A 16,545-nucleotide genomic window follows, 5' to 3' on the forward strand; every position below is an offset into this window, starting at 1 on the left:
AAATAGAACACTTTTGCCTAGAGTCATTTTTGTTTTAAAATAGGTCTATTAAAACTTGAGGTGAAGAGGATGCTTTTTAAACATGATTCTATTCAGCGAGATCAACTTGAAATGATTACTTTAGATCAACTGGTGCCACCGAACCATATTGGTTGGTAAAATTGAGGCTTCCTTGACTTCACTTTCATTTATGACTTGGTGAAAGATATGTATTCAGAGGTAGGAAGCTTATTTTTCATTCATTATACCTTCGATATTCGTTCTATGTGTAAAACGATTGAAGAAGCTGAAACACATATGGATTACCGTTGACCTTATGTCTGCAAACTGGAGAAAGTACTCTTAAAGAGTGCTTTCTTTTTTGTTTCATTAAACAAAGTTCATGATAAAGAAGGTCCCTTTCTTCCACTATGTCCAATAATGTCTTCCAAAACCGGTTTGCAATTCGAAAGTGAGGAGAGGTTGACATGCATTTTTTCTTCAAAAAAATCTTGAAATCCAACATCCTCATACGTACTTATTTACATTATTACCCCAATCCCAAATAAGAAGTTATGAAATTAGAGTGAAGGAAATATGGACTAATCACCATTCTGACGCCTGAATTTCTGTTTATTTTCAAAAGTTAAGGGGATTTTTCCAAAAGGATGGGGAAGTTCCCCGATATCGAACAATCAGACAAGATCTTACAATAAGGGTATGGTAATTGTTTGTAATGAGGAGGAATAATAATGCAGGCAAAAGTCGCCGTAAATCAAAAAACAGGAAAATCGATTGATGATGCTTTTGCATCACATTTTGCAAAGTCTATGTTTCTAGCAGTTTGCGGACTTGTATTCTTATCGTTTATAGGTACGAGAATGTTTACACACGTGGATTTAAACCTTTATGGCTATATGGTGGGGACGTTTATTTTTATTGGGGGTTTCTTTTACAGATTTATCGCTTGGGGGGAAAGGCCGCCAACAAAGGTTTTTATAAAAAAAGGAATCAAAATTCTCTTAAGAAGATCAACGCCCAAAACAACAGTTGAACATTTAGCAACATACAATTTCATCTGGAACAGGGGAATTTACCGATGGACACAGCACGTTCTTATGGGCTGGGGCTGCATTCTTTCCTGCTTCGTGACCTTTCCTCTAGTATTTGGATGGATGTACTTCACAATGGACGAGAACGGTTACTACAACATCATCGCAATGGGGATCCAAGTAATGACAGTGCCAGCTGATGGGCTCATTGCGAAGTTATCATATAACGCACTGAACATAACAGCAGTGATGGTCATTTCCGGAGTATGCATGGCCCTTTATCGCCGTTTGAAAAATATGCAGGCAAGGGCAGAGCAACAATTCATGTATGACTTCCTTCCATTATTCATGCTGTTATTGGTCAGCGTTACAGGATTGGCACTAACGTTCATGAACATTTTTATGCATGGTGCAGGACAGCCGGCCATGTCACTGATTCACCAATGGTCAGTCATCATTACATTGATTTATCTTCCGTTTGGAAAACTTGCGCACATACCTTTCCGCCCAATGAGTGTATTTGCAAGAAACTACAGAGAACATTATGCGGAACAATCCATGAAAGGATGCAAAGTATGCGGTAATGAGTTTGTTTCAACAGAACAATCAAAAGATGTCATAGAGGTACTCGGCAGGAATGATATAGAATTCCAAGCGAAAGAAGGCCACCATCTCGCTGAAATGTGCCTTCCTTGTCGAAGAAAATACAGGATTGCCCAATTTTCTGGGTTCCCCATCCATGAAGTAAAAGTTAAGGAGGCAAACCAGGATGCAAAAGGATAAGTTTTTTAAAGCAGAAAGTAATGTGGTACACCCGAATGAAACATTGGTCAAAACCCATTGTGCTTATTGCGGAATGCAGTGCGGAATGAATTTAAGGGTAAATGTAGCGACGAATAAAATCATTGGGGTTGAGCCCCGTTATGACTGGCCTGTAACCGTTGGGAAAATGTGTCCAAAAGGGGTTACAGCTTACCAGCAGACGAATCATGATGATCGTATTTTAAAACCGCTTATTCGTGATGATGCTTCATTAAAGGGAACAAAGGAAGGTTTCCGTAAAGCAAGCTGGAATGAGGCGTATGATTTAATCGCAAATAAGTTCAGGGAACTTCAAGTTAAATATGGAAAAGATTCATTATCCGTTTTCAGCGGGGTATCAATGACAAATGAAAAATGCTATTTAACAGGGAAATTTGCACGTGTGGCTCTTGGAACTCGCTACATTGATTATAATGGCCGATTTTGCATGTCGAGTGCAGCGGGGGGATTCCTTCGTTCTTTTGGAGTTGATAGAGGTTCAACATTACCTTGGACTGATATTCATGAAACAGATTGCTTATTTATCGCAGGAAGCAACACAGCAGAATGCCATCCAACTTCTATGTTCCGTGTTTGGAACGTACAAGAAAGAGGAGGGTACATTATCGTGGCAGATCCCCGTGAAACTCCTATTGCGAGAAGAGCAGATGTTCATCTTGACTTGAAACCGGGAACGGATCTTGCCCTTGCTAATGGAATCTTAAATCTATTAATTCAAAACGGTTATGCAGACGAAGAATTCATTAATAATCATACGAACGGGTTTGAAGAAACAAAAGAACTTGTAAAAGAATTTACACCGGAATATACGAGTGAGCTTACAGGTGTGGCATCGAAAAAAATCATTCGTGCAGCAGAAATTTATGGGAAATCACCAAATGCAGTTGTCATGTTCGCACGTGGAATCGAACAGCAGCATAAGGGTGTTGACAATGTATCTGGATATACAAACTTGGCGCTTGTGACAGGTAAAATCGGACGGCCAAAGTCTGGTGTAGCGACATTCACCGGTCAAGGAAACGGGCAAGGGGGACGGGAGCATGGTCAGAAAGCCGATTTATTGCCAGGATACCGTAAAATTACAAACCCTGAACATGTAGCAGAGGTTTGTAAAGTATGGAAAATCACTCCTGAAGAAATGCCCCAGCCGGGTGTATCTGCATATGAAATGTTTGAGTTGATGGAACAAAAAACGATTCGCGGACTGTATCTGCTATGTTCTAATCCTGCAGTATCTGCTCCGAATCTGAATTTCGTCAGAACTTCGATGAAAAATCTTGATTTTATGGTGTGTTCGGATTTCTATCTTTCTGAATCAGCGGAGTTTGCGGATGTGATCCTGCCATCTGTAACGTGGTCAGAAGATGAAGGAACAGTTACTAACCTTGAAGGAAGAATTATTAAGATAAATAAGGCACAAGAACCAATCGGTGAATCTAAGCCCGACTGGCAAATCCAAGTAGAACTTGCAGAACGTCTTGGAAAAGGAAAATACTTTTCCCATTTGAAAACAGCAAAAGATATAGCTGATGAATTCAGACTGGCCAGTAAAGGAGGATATGCCGATTATTATGGTGCTACATGGGATAAAATCGACAAACAGGACGGAGTTTTTTGGCCTTGTAAGGATGAAAATGATATGGGAACGCCGCATATGTTCCTGGATAAAAAATTCTATCACGCAGACGGGAAAGCGAAAATTTGTGCGCTTCCTTACCGTCCCCCTGCTGAAGAGCCAGATGAAAAATATCCACTTCGTTTAACAACCGGTCGTGTCGTTTACCACTACTTATCTGGAAACCAGACGAGAAGAATCCAGTTTCTGCGTGATATGTGCCCGGAGCCATACGTCGAAGTGCATCCGGAAACAGCAAAAAAATACAATATGGACCATGAGGATAAGGTCCGCCTGTACACCCGGAGAGGCGAGGCATTCTATAAAGTGAAAATTACAGAAGCAATTCGTAAGGACACTGTATTTGTTCCATACCACTTTGGGCACGAGCAATCTATCAACCTATTAACGATTGCAGCGCTTGACCCAATATCCCGTATGCCGGAGTTTAAGGTCTGTGCGGCTCAAATGGAAAAAGTCGAAATAAAGAAGGTGAAATAAATGAAAAAGAGGCTCTATTTAGAACTTGAAAACTGCATAGGATGCCGGTCATGCCTTGCTGCTTGTACACAATGCGGAGGTCATGAAGAGCGGAACAGGAACTACGTTTATGATGTAAACCCTCTAGTCAATCGGCAGACGATGCCTCTAATGTGCCTCCATTGTGTGAATCCGGCCTGTGCAAGAAGTTGTCCTGCCCAGGCAATCCAAATACATGAGACAGGGGCCGTCTTATCAGCTTTAGTTGAAAAATGTATTGGCTGCCAAAACTGTACGATCGCTTGTCCGTATGGGATACCAAAATTTGACACAGAGCAAAACTTAATGTATAAATGCGATTTATGTATTGACCGGACAAAAAACGGTATCCCGCCAATGTGTGCAAGTGTTTGTCCATCCAACACACTTCAGTGGCTCACCGATGAGGAAATTGGAAAGAGAAAAAAACAATTTAATCTAGATAATGGAAAATGGGTGAGTAGCCTGCCTTATCTTGAAAGTGAAACGAACGTTAAGGTAAATTTGCCTGGTATTTTACAAGGAATTGAAAAGCTATTTTAGGAGGGATTTATATGCCGTCGGATAAAAATAATAAAATCCCCTTTAATGAAGATAATTACACCCATAATATTGAACGGGATAATGAAAGAATGCTCGACAGACGAGGGTTCATGAAAACACTAGTGGGAGCTGCAGGAGTATTCGCGATTTCATCCCTTCCTTGGGGAGCGATTGCGGCTAAAGAATTGATGGGTCTTGGGGAAAAGGAGTATCCTCACAAAAAAATAACTAATGTAAGCGGACTTCCAATTGGTGACGCAGTGGAGTTTAAATTTCCAGGGGATCATGATGATGCCATTTTGATCAGATTGTCTGAAACGAAATACGTAGCATACCAAAATGCATGCACACATCTTCGTTGCCCGGTATTTTGGGTGAAAGAAGAAGGTGAAATGATCTGTCCTTGTCATCATGGGAAATTTGATGTTGAAACAGGTGCTCCAACTGCCGGACCTCCAAGGAGGCCCCTGCCTGAAATTCAAGTGAAAGTTGAAAATGGCGCAGTATACGCTGTAAGGGTGAAGCGTTATGAAGTTTAAGTACATCGGTGTCGCGTTGCTTTGTGCTTTCTTGATGATGAATATTGTATTTACCCAATTTATGGTTCACCAATTTTATTATGAAAATTATATAAATGTACTAATATTTGGGGGATTAAACATAGTGGTGTTTCCCTTAGCGTTATTTACTTATAAAAAAACGAAAAACGAAAAGGCGTGAATCAAATGAACAGTGAAACATACTTTGATTTTTGTTTCGTAAAAGAAGCAACTGGAAATTTTGCTGCTGAAATCGATAAGCTCCTTTCAGACCTTTTTAAAGATGTCCGTCTTAACTGGTATTTAGATGAAAAGTCAATAGATGGGGCCGATATTGTAGTTGCCGAAGTAAAGGGAATGAGCAATTGGGAGTCTGTAGTGGAAACAATTGAATTTATCGAGAATCATGCAGAAGATACATTCTGGGAATATTTGCAGGGTTTTCAAATGAATGTATACAGTGCAAAGAGAGGGTGCAATACATGTGGGACACATTAATTTGGACGGTTTACAATCATTAGTCTCGGAAAAAGCCAGAGTGGCAATCTTGGATGATGATGGGCAGGATAAAGCGCCTTTTGTTACTAAAAAGATAGATAGGGTGGAGATTTGTCCTGACATGACCCATTTACGCATTTATTTTGATCACCTGAATTTTTTCGCTGTTCCCCTGACATGCAATATGGTTCGAAATAAAAATGAGTGGTCAGCTTTTGACGCAAACACGGGTTTACAATATGTAATTAGAAGAGAGAGTGATCAGAATGATTAAGAAAATACAGCTTCCATTACAGACTTTAAACTTAATAGTCGGATTTATGGTATGGGTATTAATTTCTTCCCTGATGCCCTTTATTAAAGAAGATATTGCTATACCGGAGAGTCAGCTTGCCCTGGTGACAGCCGTTCCTGTCATTTTGGGATCTGTACTGCGTATCCCCCTTGGCTTTTACGCCAATCAGTTCGGAGCCAGGAAAATTTTTCTGATTAGCTTTATGTTACTATTGTTCCCTGTTTATTATATCAGCATTGCCGATTCCCTTGTCGACTTGTTGATTGGAGGACTTTTCCTTGGTATTGGAGGAGCCGTATTCTCTGTTGGAGTAACCTCTTTACCTAAGTATTATCCAAAGGAACGTCATGGCTTTATAAACGGAATTTACGGTGCAGGAAACCTGGGCACGGCAGTATCGGCATTTGCAGCACCCGTTGTAGCTGAGAATTTTGGTTGGTCAACAACTGTACAGCTTTATCTTGTGATCTTGGCGGTCTTTATCGCAGGTAACTTTCTGTTAGGGGATAAAAAAGAGCTGAAAGTAAAAACACCGCTTTTAGAACAAGTGAAGAGTGTCTACAAAAATGAAAAACTATGGCTGCTAAGTTTATTTTACTTTATAACATTCGGTTCTTTTGTTGCATTTACTATCTATCTGCCAAATTTTCTTGTAGCTAACTTTGGATTGGATAAGGTTGATGCTGGTCTAAGGACAGCGGGCTTTATTGTACTTGCTACCCTTATGAGACCAATTGGCGGATGGCTTGCAGATCGTTTTCATTCCCTCATTTTGCTCATGTTCGTTTTTGGAGTGTATACAGTTTCAGCGATGATCCTATCCTTTGCTCCATCAATTGGCTGGTACACCATTGGCTGTTTGAGTATTGCCCTATGTGCCGGAATGGGAAATGGTGTTATTTTTAAACTGGTGCCGATGTATTTCCAAAAGCAGGCTGGTATTGTGAATGGGATCGTTTCCGCTATGGGCGGTTTGGGAGGTTTTTTTCCGCCATTAATTTTATCCTTGTTATTCAATATCACAGGACATTATGCAATCGGGTTCATGGCGTTGTCGGAAGTTGCCCTTGCAAGTTTGATTTTAGTTGTTTGGATGTATTTCCAAGGCAAAATGGGGCTTGCCAAAGAAGTGATCGATCATACAATAGAAGGGATTCTAATTACCGATACCACCGGTAAGATCATTTCAGTAAACCCGTCGTTTTGCAGTATTACGGGTTATCAGGAAAATGAAGTAATTGGTAAGAACCCTAGTATACTTAAGTCGGGTAAACAGTCTCGAACTTTTTATGAGGATTTGTGGAAATCCATTGAGATAAATGGATTTTGGCAAGGTGAAATCTGGAATAGCCGAAAGGATGGACAGCAATATCTGCAATGGCTGACCATTAGTTCGATAAAGAATGATGCGGGGGATGTCGTTCAATATGCAGGTATGTTTAGTGATATTTCAAGTCATAGAGTGAAAAAAGCATAAAATGAACTGGCGCATGAAATGATTGATTTGAAGGCTGAATTGGAGTTTTCAAGAACTAGAAGTTCTAATGCTAGGTTTCAGGTGGGAAAAAAGGTATACGTCAGTTTTCTCACCACTCTGCCGAAAGTGTAATTGGGGGAGCATGCCGCATTTTGAATGGCCAATAATCAGCGATAATTGAAAAAGGAGGGTGGGAATGAATACTCAGCCACTTAAAAACAACATCAGTTCTTATATCATACAAACACATGAAGAAGAGATTAAAAGAATTGCGATGGAGCTTCATGAAGGTGTGGGGCAGTCCCTTTCCAGTCTCTTTTCCGGAATGCAGCTCATTGAAACGGCAATCGAAAAGCCTGCCATGAGAATTTATGCAGGTGATATGAAACAGCTATTGGAGAAGGCAATTCAAGAAATCAGGCTTTTGGCTGTAGAATTGCATCCTCCTACCCTTACGACTTTTGGGCTTATTTCAGCTATTAAAAGCTACATGAAAATATACACCTCAACCTATGGTATTGAGGTTGAGATGGAGAATCTGGGAATTGAATCGCAAATCTCTGATAGAGATAGCATTACACTTTTCAGGGTCTGCCAAGAAGCATTGGTGAATATAGCAAGGTATGCTGATACAACAAAAGCAAGTATACTATTCAAATGGGAAAAAGGCATGTTATTAATCATGATAAAAGATTCAGGGAAAGGATTTGAGGTTGAAGCCGCCATGAATAAGCTGAGCGGGCTTGCTGCCATGTGTGAAAGAATGCATTTGATTGGCGGGAATTGTACCATTTTTTCAAAAGTAGATCATGGGACTTCTATAGAGATTTCTCTGCCATTATATTAAAATGCTAAACAAGGGGTTTGCGAATTGTGCAATCCCCCTTGTTGTTTCATATAACGATACAAACACGAACAAACCTAGGGGGAGCTGCTTTGATAAAAATTTTGCTTTGCGATGATCACGCCGTTGTAAGAATGGGCTTAAAGATGCTACTAAACAATCATCCCGATATGGAAGTCATTGGGGAAGCTTCAGAGGGGAATGAAGGAATACAACGAGCACTAGAGCTTCAGCCTAATGTGGTAGTCATGGATTTAAGCATGCCACATGGAAAAGATGGCTTATCGGCTACTTCAGAACTGAAGAAACTCATGCCCGAGGTAGCCATATTGATACTTACCATGCATGATGATGATGAATATTTGTTCAGAACCATTCAAGCCGGGGCTTCAGGCTGTATTTTAAAAAGTGCACCCCATGAAGAACTATTGGTAGCCATCCGATCTTTATCAAACGGAAATGCTTACCTTCATCCATCTGCAACAAAAAGGGTAATGGAAGAATATTTAGGCAGTGTGAAGCAGGGAACCGCTGATTCTATCAATCTGTTGTCTGACCGTGAAAAAGAGGTACTTACGTTGATTGCGAAAGGGTTTTCCAATAAAGAAATTGCCGGACAGCTTGTCATAAGCGTGAAAACGGTTGAAAGCCATAAAGGAAACCTAATGGAAAAGCTCAAGATGAAAACAAGGCATGAACTTGTTGCATTCGCTTTAAAAAAGGGGTTATTAGGGTATGGAATTTAACTTGGACAGTAAATCGAAAGAGGAACAACCATTTAAAAAAGCGTGTGAATATGTATTAGATGAAATGAACGGTGATTTTGTAGGACTTGCCTTACAAAACAGAAAAGGTCCTGATATAAGCTGGCATTATGCCGCCGGCAACAGAAATGATAAGTACAAAAGGATAACTGTTCGATATGGAAAAGGAATTGCAGGCAGGGTCATATCAACGGGGACGCCGATGAAGATTGAGGGTTTCCCCAATAATATCCACGGCAAAGCTTTAGATTATCCCATCATGCTTGCGGAAAATCTCCGTTGCGCCTTCGCGGTTCCGATTCAATTTAAAGGTGTTCCCAAAGGGGTATTATTAGTAGGTAAACGAACAGTTCAGCCCATTTCTGAAAGTGACCAGCATAAGATCCTTGATGCAGCGAAAAAACTGGAAAAGGAATTGAACAGCTTAATTTAACATGGCAACAAGGAGGATTATGTATGGACTTGAATAAACATTTGGAAATGGAAAAAGGGGTAACGCCTAGATCCAGCGATGCGACAATCCTTGTCAATGAATCTGGAGTCATCTCTTTTGCGAATCAACAGGTATATGACAACTTTGGTTATGAACATCATGAATTGAACGGGGAAAAGCTTCTGAATCTTATACCAGGGGCAAACCTGCAACACAGCGGAGCAGGGGAGATTATCCACCAGTTGGGGATCCACCGGGATGGTCATGCTTTTTCGCTTTTTTTCAGGGTGAACTCCTTTCAGCTTGCGAAAGAGCTTTATTACTTAATTGTAGTCCATAAAGTGAAAGACCAATCACGGATTAACCAGCAGCAATCCTACCCGATCAATGAACTGGTTGATTTAATTTACGCACTCGATGAATCCACGATTGTTGCATTTACTGATGAAAAGGGCAAGATAATAAACTTTAATAAGAAATTTTGTGAGGTATCCAAATATTCAGCAACAGAGCTTATCGGGAAGGACCACCGAATTATCAATTCAGGTCATCATTCAAAGGAATTTATGCAAGAACTTTGGCGGACAATTTTATCAGGGAGTGTTTGGCGGGGTGAAATCAAGAATAAAGCGAAGGATGGAACTCATTATTGGGTCGATACCACAATTGTCCCTTTCTTAAATGAAAAAGGGAACCCATATAAATACCTGGCAATTCGCAAGGAAATTACCGAATATAAACGAGTTTTAGAGGAGTTGGGGAAATTTGTAAATAAAATGGCCGATTTCCAATTTGCTTTGGATGCTTCCTCGATTGTAGCAATAACCGATCAAAGAGGGACGATTAAATATGTCAATGATCAATTTTGCCGGATTTCAAAGTTTTCAAAAGAAGAGCTGATCGGACAGGATCATCGGATCATTAACTCGGGATTTCATTCGAAAGAGTTTTTCAACAATCTTTGGAAAACAATATCATCAGGGGAAGTATGGAAAGGCGAGATTAAAAATAAGACCAAGGATAATACTTATTATTGGGTGGATACGACAATCGTTCCATTTCTTGATGAGTTCCAGAAACCTTATCAATATTTAGCGATTCGTCATGAAGTGACCCAGCGTAAGCTTGCGGAAGAAGAGATTCAGAAAATGACCGGGAAAATCATTGATGTGCAGGAAGAAGAAAGAAAACGCATTTCCCGAGAGCTTCATGATGATATCGGACAAAACTTATACAGCCATCTCATAACGATTAACAGACTTCAGACAGAAATGGATCATCCCCTGTTAGATCAAATGCAAGATGAAGCGACCGAAATTATCGAATCACTCCGGCATCTATCCTGGGAATTAAGGCCATCGGTACTTGATGATCTTGGACTGTTCCCTGCCATACGCTCTTTAGTGGCGCAATTTTTAGAGCATCATCATATCAAGGTACATTTTGAATGCTATTTGAACTGCCGTCTGAATGCAAACAAAGAAATTACCATTTACCGTATTATTCAAGAGGCATTAACAAATATTAGGAAATATGCCTATGCAGAGGAAGCTACAGTGACGATCCAGGAAATAGAGGAAGAAGTTCGTGTAGAAATAGAAGATCAAGGAAAGGGCTTTGATATCAAAAAAGTTACCAGAGGAGTAGGCTTATTCAGTATGGAGGAAAGAGCCAGAGTTTGCGGAGGAAACCTTATCCTTCATTCTCGTGAAGGGAAAGGGACAAAAGTAATCTTGAAAATGCCTTTGTAGTGGATGGGTTTTCGTAATGATCAAGTAACTTAATCAGCTAAACGCTTCAGCATTTCACATTATTACTCGTTCCATGGGGCTTCGGGATAATAAAAGGATTCGATCAAATATTAAAAAGTGCCGGTAAATCAAATGAGAATACAAACAGAGCATTTCGAAAAACAATCAATACGGTTATTTTCATTACATCCTTTCTTCCATGTTTTATAATAGAATGATAGTTAAGGAAAACATGTATCGTGAAAGGAGACATTGTATGCAGGCACATAACAAAACGGTCGTGAAATCCATGCAAATCCTAACCCTTTTCATAAATCATCCAAAACTGACCTTTAATGAAATGATGGAACTTTCCAATTTGCCGAAAACGTCGTTACACCGTATGGTGGGATCTTTGGAGGAAATGGGGTTTTTGACAAAGGACGATGATGGCCGCTATTCACTTGGATTGATATTTTTGCAGTTTGGTCAACTGGTAGGGGAGCGTTTGGATATCAGGTCAATCGCCTATCCGATCATGAAAGACCTACGGGATGATGTTGAAGAAGCAGTGAATTTAATTGTAAGGGATAAGGATGAAGCGATGTATATTGAAAAGGTGGACACCCTGCAGCCTGTTCGACTTTATACATCCATTGGAAGGCGTTCGCCATTGTACGCTGGCGATTCTCGAATCATCCTAGCGTTTTTGCCAGAAGAAGAGCGTGAAAATTATTTGGAAAACATCCAATTAAAACCAATCGCCATGGGAACGATTACGGATAAAACTAAACTCCGTCATGCAATGGATGAAGCGAGATCAAATGGGTACACGATAACTTCATCAGAACTGGAGGATTATACAAAAGCGGTGAGTGCGCCGATACTCAATGGTAAAGGTGAAATAGTAGCCGGTATTAGTGTCGCTGGGATTGAAGCAAGATTTCAGGAAGATCGCTTGCCTGAATTGATTGACAAAGTAACGAAAGCTGCCAAAGCCATTTCCGTGAAACTTGGTTCTCGAACACATTAATGAAAATAGAAAAGTCATTTCATTTTCGGAATATATTTTTCTGAAATAAGATAACTTATTTAAGTTAGTCGAAACCTGCATTCTACATATAGGAAGTAAAGCCACCGCTTATGGTGGTTTTTTGTCATGTCACATGCCCAGTTGAACCAAAACGAAAAGGTGAACCATTAGGGGTTCACCTTTTCCTATATCGTAATACTTTATCGCAAGTCAGCCATTAAATACGCACAAAGTGTGATTGATTTATATTTCTTGGCACCCCGATGTCAGCCATTGTAAGTAAACCTGGTTTACGGAGGGCATCAATTTGCTTAGCGGTATTGATGATCATTGCTGCGGTTGCAGTATCTCCAAAAATGCCGTTTGGAACAATCAACCTTTGGGTTTCGTTCCCCTCAATAACGATTTCATCTTCCTGTTTAATACCTGCAGACATCGTTAAATCCAAGGAAATTTCCTTTCCGTCCACAGTCTTGCCTGTGGAAATTTGATGGAGCCCCATAACATCCCCTCGTTTTAAGGTAGTTAGCGGAACGGTCATAGTTTCGCTTGCAATCGTTGGTTCAATGGTATTGATAACATTTGAAAGTTCCCAATTCAGCCCATAAGCGATTAACCTTACAGACTCCTCAAGACCTACATGCCCAATTTCATTCCGTTGGGCCAAAAATTCAAACTCTTCTCTGGTCATCCCGATTCCGACCTTTTTTTGTAAAGGGAGGCGCCTTTTCGAAACATCGACTTTACGGATGACCTTAATTTGGTTAACGGTGGTCAATACTGTTGTAAAAGAAATGGCCATAGTATCCATGATATACCCTGGATTGATTCCGGTCCCGATGACACTAAGTCCTTTTGCTTTAGCATAATCATCTATTTCCTTTGAAAGTAAAGGGTAGCGATGCCAAGGGAAGGAAAGCTGTTCACAGGTGGAAACCACTGAAAAACCGTGATCTAGCAGCTCTTTGATTTGGGGCCATACTTGTTGTGCATTGGAACCGGTTGCATGTAGGGCGATAGGGTGGTCAGCTTCAGTATTTACTTCCTGGATATGGGGAACTACACACTTGTTCGTTTCCTTTTCATCGATCAGGAAGCCAATATCTTTCCCTACCTTATCGGGGTCAATATCGACAACACCGATAATAGATTGAGGATTCGTTTGATAAGCACTGCGTAGAATTTCAATTCCGATGGGACCGAGCCCGAATACTGCGAATTCAGAATATTGGATAGTCATTCATCTATCATCCTTTCAAATAACTTATAACAAAATGCTAACATTGAATGATAAATAATAAAAATAGTTAATTTTTATATATTTATAAAGAATCGTTATAAAAGGAAGACGGCAACCGAATGAGCGGAAGAAGAATCATTCTTCAATTTTGGGTTTACCTATCTAAGGTAACGTTGGTTGGCGGTTCACGAATTGTATGCCTTATTCACCTCAAGCTGCAGCATAAGTTGGGGTGATGGACAGAAAACCGTCATACTATTCCCGGTTAAAACTCTTTACTTGAACGGAACTAGACTAAGAATCGCTTCAGTCACATGATGGACATTTTATTGCTGCAGATCATGATGTTTCAAATAATTATGGAGATGCATTACCTAAGGTACGAGGATTTGCAGAAACATTAGCTGGTTTTATGTGATAGATGGGTAAGGTATTGTTTCGGGTTCTTTTTATCGAAACTCTACCTTATTTAGTTTTGTATATAAAACTACTTTTTTCTGCTAAAAAATATTATTCGGAATATTATTGACTATTAAGAAAATTCAATATAACATTAAATATCGGTAACAATGTTTTTTATATGAAACAAAAGTTGCTGCTATCTTTTGAAAGGGGGAGTTGGTGAAGTTTGATAGCATGATAGCCATTTTGTATCGAAAATCATGAAAGCGCATTCAAACGAGCCTATTATAAGGGGGAAATAACATGTTACAAGGTCAAAAAAGATGGTTGTACATTGCGATTCCTATTTTTTTCTTCTGGTTTTTCGGTCAGATTGATAAAGTAGGTATCTCTGTTATCCAAACCGATCCGGGATTTTTAAGTGATCTTGGTCTGACTGGCCCGGATAAAAATGCGAAAATTGGCTTGATTTCCTTTATATTCATGATTTCATACTCCTGTTCCAACATTTTTTGGGGTGTTATTATCGACAAGTTAGGGGCGCGGAAAACAGCTGTTTTAGGTTTACTGGTATGGACTGCGACAATGGTCATGGGAGGACTGTCCACTTCTTACGAAATGTTTTTAATTAGTAGGGTCATCCTCGGAATCGGGGAAGGAATGATGATCCCGATATCGGGTAAATTTATATCGAATTGGTTTAATAAAAGAGAGCTTGGCAGGGCACAGTCATTCTGGATTACTGGAAACTACCTTGGCCCGGCAGTGGGTACCGTTATGCTCATCCTCATTATTTCAACATTTCATTGGCAGGCCGCGTTCTTTGCTCTCGCCGCCTTTAACTTGTTTATAAATATTCCAATGTTCCTGTATTTGGCTCGTAATACGCCTGAAGAACATCCACGCATGAGTAATGAGGAAGTCTCCTATATTCGCCAAAAGGACGAAGCGCATGATGTGCAGTTGAAGCAATTCTTCGCAAAGGATTATCGTTATTGGATTGTCTGGTTTGGCAATTTGATGTCGTCCTTTCTGTTCTTTGGAATCAGTATTTGGCTTCCTACCTATCTCGTGGAGGCCAAAGGCTTTGAAAGAGATGCAATGACTGGGATTACCTCATTATCATGGCTATTCGCGCTAGGATTTGTCCTGGCTGGCGGATTTCTGGCGGACAAAACAAAACGCCCGAGCTTGCTTGCGACGATTCTTTTCATACTAACAGCTGTATTTTTGACAATCGCTGTCATTGCACCTAGTCCTATTATGGCCGGGGTTTCAATGGGGCTCGCCATGGGAACTCAGGGAGGAATGTTTCATCTAACCAATTTCTTCATCATCAAATTTTCAACACCTGAAACAGCGGGACGCGCGGCCGGTTTAATGGGATTCACGAATATTATGGGTGGATTTTCAAGCTATATCATGGGGTGGAGCCGCGATATGTCTGGCGGTGATTTTGGTCCCTCCATTGCCATGCTGATAGTAGCAGCCACTCTGGGGTTTGTCGCGTACTTGTTTATGATTAAACAAGAAGTTGCCGAAAATCACCTAAGTAATACAACAGGAAACAAAGTAACTTTATAGAGAGCAAAAAAAGTAATATCATACGTTTTTTAGAAAGGGTCTCTCAGTAAGAAGGGACGCTAGGTTCTTACTGAGAACCACAATAAATCTTGAATACTCATTGACGTGTACACAGGAATAAGGATTACCACAGCTTGATATAGTACAAGGCACATATTCCCGAACGATGGTTTCAGTTTTTTTTACAGCTTACATTGACAATGAAGCGATTACATTTTAGAATTGTTTATATAAAAAAACATAGTTTTATATATGAAACATATATAAGGATTATGTCCTCGCTACAAGACCGTATATATGAATGGAAACGATCTTTGGATAACCGTTCATTATGTTTGAAAGATATCAGAAGGGGTGGAGACAATGGGCATGGCCTTAAAAGATAAAGTCGTTTTGATTACAGGGGGAGCTTCTGGAATAGGAGAAGCTGTCACACGCCGTTTTATACAAGAAGGAGCAAAAGTGAGCATTATCGGCCGCTCTAAAGAGACATTAGCGAAAATGAAAGGAGAATTTGGTGAAAACATCCTTACTTATCAGGGAGATGTAAGCAAATACGAAGACAATGAGCAAGCGGTCCAAGCTACTGTTGAGCAATTCGGAAAGTTAGATGTCTTCGTTGCGAATGCAGGCGTGTTCGATGGATTTGCCAAATTTGCCGATGTGACTCCCGAGGCGCTTTCCGAAGCGTATGATTTCCTATTCAATATTAACGTAAAAGGCTCTTTTTTCGGAGCTAAAGCTGCTCTTGAAGAACTGAAAAAAACGAATGGCAATATTATTTTTACCGTGTCCGGTGCAAGTTTTTATCCAGATGGCGGCGGTGTTTGGTATACAGCGAGCAAACACGCCCAAATTGGATTGATGCGCCAGCTTGCGTTCGAACTATCGCCTTCCATCCGGGTAAATGCCGTAGCCCCAGGGGGTACATTGACAGCACTCACGGTGATTCCACCGCTGCGTCCATTTGTGAAAATCGTTGATAATGATACGAAAGCAAGCAGCATTAAAAAACGGAATATTCTTCAACTTGCCCAGATGCCGGAAGATCACGTTGGGGCTTATGTACTGTTAGCTTCTGACGAATCACGCGCAATCACTGGTGAAATCATTTCCAGCGACGGCGGATTGTCAGTGCGGGGCCTTGGCTAAGCTGGAGAGGTATTTGAATACGTT

General features: G+C 40.4%; 15 protein-coding genes. 14 read left to right on the forward strand and 1 reads right to left on the reverse strand.

Annotated features, from left to right (window positions below):
* The first annotated feature begins 731 nt into the window (after nt 1–731).
* From AC2YHV_RS26170 to AC2YHV_RS26225, 12 genes are all read left to right on the forward strand, one after another.
* On the forward strand, nt 732–1,814 hold the full coding sequence (locus tag AC2YHV_RS26170) for a hypothetical protein (RefSeq protein WP_063591345.1): 1,083 nt from the start codon (nt 732–734) through the stop codon (nt 1,812–1,814).
* Complete coding sequence (locus AC2YHV_RS26175; RefSeq protein WP_268937903.1) at nt 1,801–3,969, forward strand: molybdopterin oxidoreductase family protein; 2,169 nt, start codon at nt 1,801–1,803, stop codon at nt 3,967–3,969. Before AC2YHV_RS26170 ends, AC2YHV_RS26175 begins: the two co-directional genes overlap by 14 nt.
* Nucleotides 3,970–4,530 (forward strand): 4Fe-4S dicluster domain-containing protein, encoded by a 561-nt coding sequence (locus tag AC2YHV_RS26180; protein WP_487374459.1) that lies wholly within the window; start codon nt 3,970–3,972, stop codon nt 4,528–4,530.
* An 11-nt stretch (nt 4,531–4,541) separates the two neighbouring features.
* Nucleotides 4,542–5,069 carry a Rieske (2Fe-2S) protein gene (locus tag AC2YHV_RS26185; RefSeq protein ID WP_487374460.1) on the forward strand — a complete coding sequence of 176 codons (528 nt, stop codon included), beginning with the start codon at nt 4,542–4,544 and terminating at the stop codon, nt 5,067–5,069.
* 186 nt (nt 5,070–5,255) lie between these two features.
* On the forward strand, nt 5,256–5,567 hold the full coding sequence (locus tag AC2YHV_RS26190) for a hypothetical protein (protein ID WP_054396283.1): 312 nt from the start codon (nt 5,256–5,258) through the stop codon (nt 5,565–5,567).
* A complete protein-coding gene (locus AC2YHV_RS26195; RefSeq protein ID WP_268937906.1) occupies nt 5,554–5,841 on the forward strand; it encodes a hypothetical protein in 288 nt (95 codons plus the stop codon). The genes AC2YHV_RS26190 and AC2YHV_RS26195 overlap by 14 nt, the downstream gene beginning before the upstream one ends.
* Entirely contained in the window at nt 5,834–7,339 is a 1,506-nt protein-coding gene (locus tag AC2YHV_RS26200; RefSeq protein WP_098864609.1) for a nitrate/nitrite transporter, read from the forward strand. Before AC2YHV_RS26195 ends, AC2YHV_RS26200 begins: the two co-directional genes overlap by 8 nt.
* A gap of 196 nt (nt 7,340–7,535) precedes the next feature.
* Nucleotides 7,536–8,186, forward strand: coding sequence for a sensor histidine kinase (locus AC2YHV_RS26205; protein ID WP_487374461.1), 651 nt, complete (start codon nt 7,536–7,538; stop codon nt 8,184–8,186).
* A gap of 89 nt (nt 8,187–8,275) precedes the next feature.
* Complete coding sequence (locus AC2YHV_RS26210) at nt 8,276–8,929, forward strand: response regulator transcription factor (RefSeq protein ID WP_034312606.1); 654 nt, start codon at nt 8,276–8,278, stop codon at nt 8,927–8,929.
* On the forward strand, nt 8,919–9,380 hold the full coding sequence (locus AC2YHV_RS26215; RefSeq protein WP_034312603.1) for a GAF domain-containing protein: 462 nt from the start codon (nt 8,919–8,921) through the stop codon (nt 9,378–9,380). Before AC2YHV_RS26210 ends, AC2YHV_RS26215 begins: the two co-directional genes overlap by 11 nt.
* Before the next feature lie 23 nt (nt 9,381–9,403).
* On the forward strand, nt 9,404–11,131 hold the full coding sequence (locus tag AC2YHV_RS26220) for a sensor histidine kinase (protein ID WP_487374462.1): 1,728 nt from the start codon (nt 9,404–9,406) through the stop codon (nt 11,129–11,131).
* A 256-nt stretch (nt 11,132–11,387) separates the two neighbouring features.
* Entirely contained in the window at nt 11,388–12,143 is a 756-nt protein-coding gene (locus tag AC2YHV_RS26225; protein ID WP_034312598.1) for an IclR family transcriptional regulator, read from the forward strand.
* A 217-nt stretch (nt 12,144–12,360) separates the two neighbouring features.
* Here the strand turns inward: AC2YHV_RS26225 and AC2YHV_RS26230 are convergent, their stop codons facing one another.
* Nucleotides 12,361–13,383, reverse strand: coding sequence for an NAD(P)H-dependent amine dehydrogenase family protein (locus AC2YHV_RS26230; protein ID WP_487374463.1), 1,023 nt, complete (start codon nt 13,381–13,383; stop codon nt 12,361–12,363).
* Nucleotides 13,384–14,088: 705 nt separating this feature from the next.
* Here AC2YHV_RS26230 and AC2YHV_RS26235 point away from each other — a divergent pair.
* Nucleotides 14,089–15,369, forward strand: a complete 1,281-nt coding sequence (locus tag AC2YHV_RS26235) for an MFS transporter (protein ID WP_098936549.1) — start codon at nt 14,089–14,091, stop codon at nt 15,367–15,369.
* A gap of 363 nt (nt 15,370–15,732) precedes the next feature.
* On the forward strand, nt 15,733–16,521 hold the full coding sequence (locus tag AC2YHV_RS26240) for an SDR family NAD(P)-dependent oxidoreductase (RefSeq protein ID WP_487374464.1): 789 nt from the start codon (nt 15,733–15,735) through the stop codon (nt 16,519–16,521).
* Nucleotides 16,522–16,545 lie beyond the last annotated feature (24 nt).

Source organism: Peribacillus sp. SRI_006 (genome assembly GCF_057586375.1).

What these genes read in the sequence shown, in the direction of transcription:
- AC2YHV_RS26220 (WP_487374462.1), top strand. Translation starts at nt 9,404, where the DNA reads ATGGACTTGAATAAACATTTGGAAATGGAAAAAGGGGTAACGCCTAGA.
- AC2YHV_RS26240 (WP_487374464.1), top strand. Translation starts at nt 15,733, where the DNA reads ATGGGCATGGCCTTAAAAGATAAAGTCGTTTTGATTACAGGGGGAGCT.
- AC2YHV_RS26180 (WP_487374459.1), top strand. Translation starts at nt 3,970, where the DNA reads ATGAAAAAGAGGCTCTATTTAGAACTTGAAAACTGCATAGGATGCCGG.
- AC2YHV_RS26175 (WP_268937903.1), top strand. Translation starts at nt 1,801, where the DNA reads ATGCAAAAGGATAAGTTTTTTAAAGCAGAAAGTAATGTGGTACACCCG.
- AC2YHV_RS26230 (WP_487374463.1), bottom strand. Translation starts at nt 13,383, where the DNA reads ATGACTATCCAATATTCTGAATTCGCAGTATTCGGGCTCGGTCCCATC.
- AC2YHV_RS26215 (WP_034312603.1), top strand. Translation starts at nt 8,919, where the DNA reads ATGGAATTTAACTTGGACAGTAAATCGAAAGAGGAACAACCATTTAAA.
- AC2YHV_RS26170 (WP_063591345.1), top strand. Translation starts at nt 732, where the DNA reads ATGCAGGCAAAAGTCGCCGTAAATCAAAAAACAGGAAAATCGATTGAT.
- AC2YHV_RS26200 (WP_098864609.1), top strand. Translation starts at nt 5,834, where the DNA reads ATGATTAAGAAAATACAGCTTCCATTACAGACTTTAAACTTAATAGTC.
- AC2YHV_RS26235 (WP_098936549.1), top strand. Translation starts at nt 14,089, where the DNA reads ATGTTACAAGGTCAAAAAAGATGGTTGTACATTGCGATTCCTATTTTT.
- AC2YHV_RS26225 (WP_034312598.1), top strand. Translation starts at nt 11,388, where the DNA reads ATGCAGGCACATAACAAAACGGTCGTGAAATCCATGCAAATCCTAACC.
- AC2YHV_RS26185 (WP_487374460.1), top strand. Translation starts at nt 4,542, where the DNA reads ATGCCGTCGGATAAAAATAATAAAATCCCCTTTAATGAAGATAATTAC.
- AC2YHV_RS26205 (WP_487374461.1), top strand. Translation starts at nt 7,536, where the DNA reads ATGAATACTCAGCCACTTAAAAACAACATCAGTTCTTATATCATACAA.
- AC2YHV_RS26190 (WP_054396283.1), top strand. Translation starts at nt 5,256, where the DNA reads ATGAACAGTGAAACATACTTTGATTTTTGTTTCGTAAAAGAAGCAACT.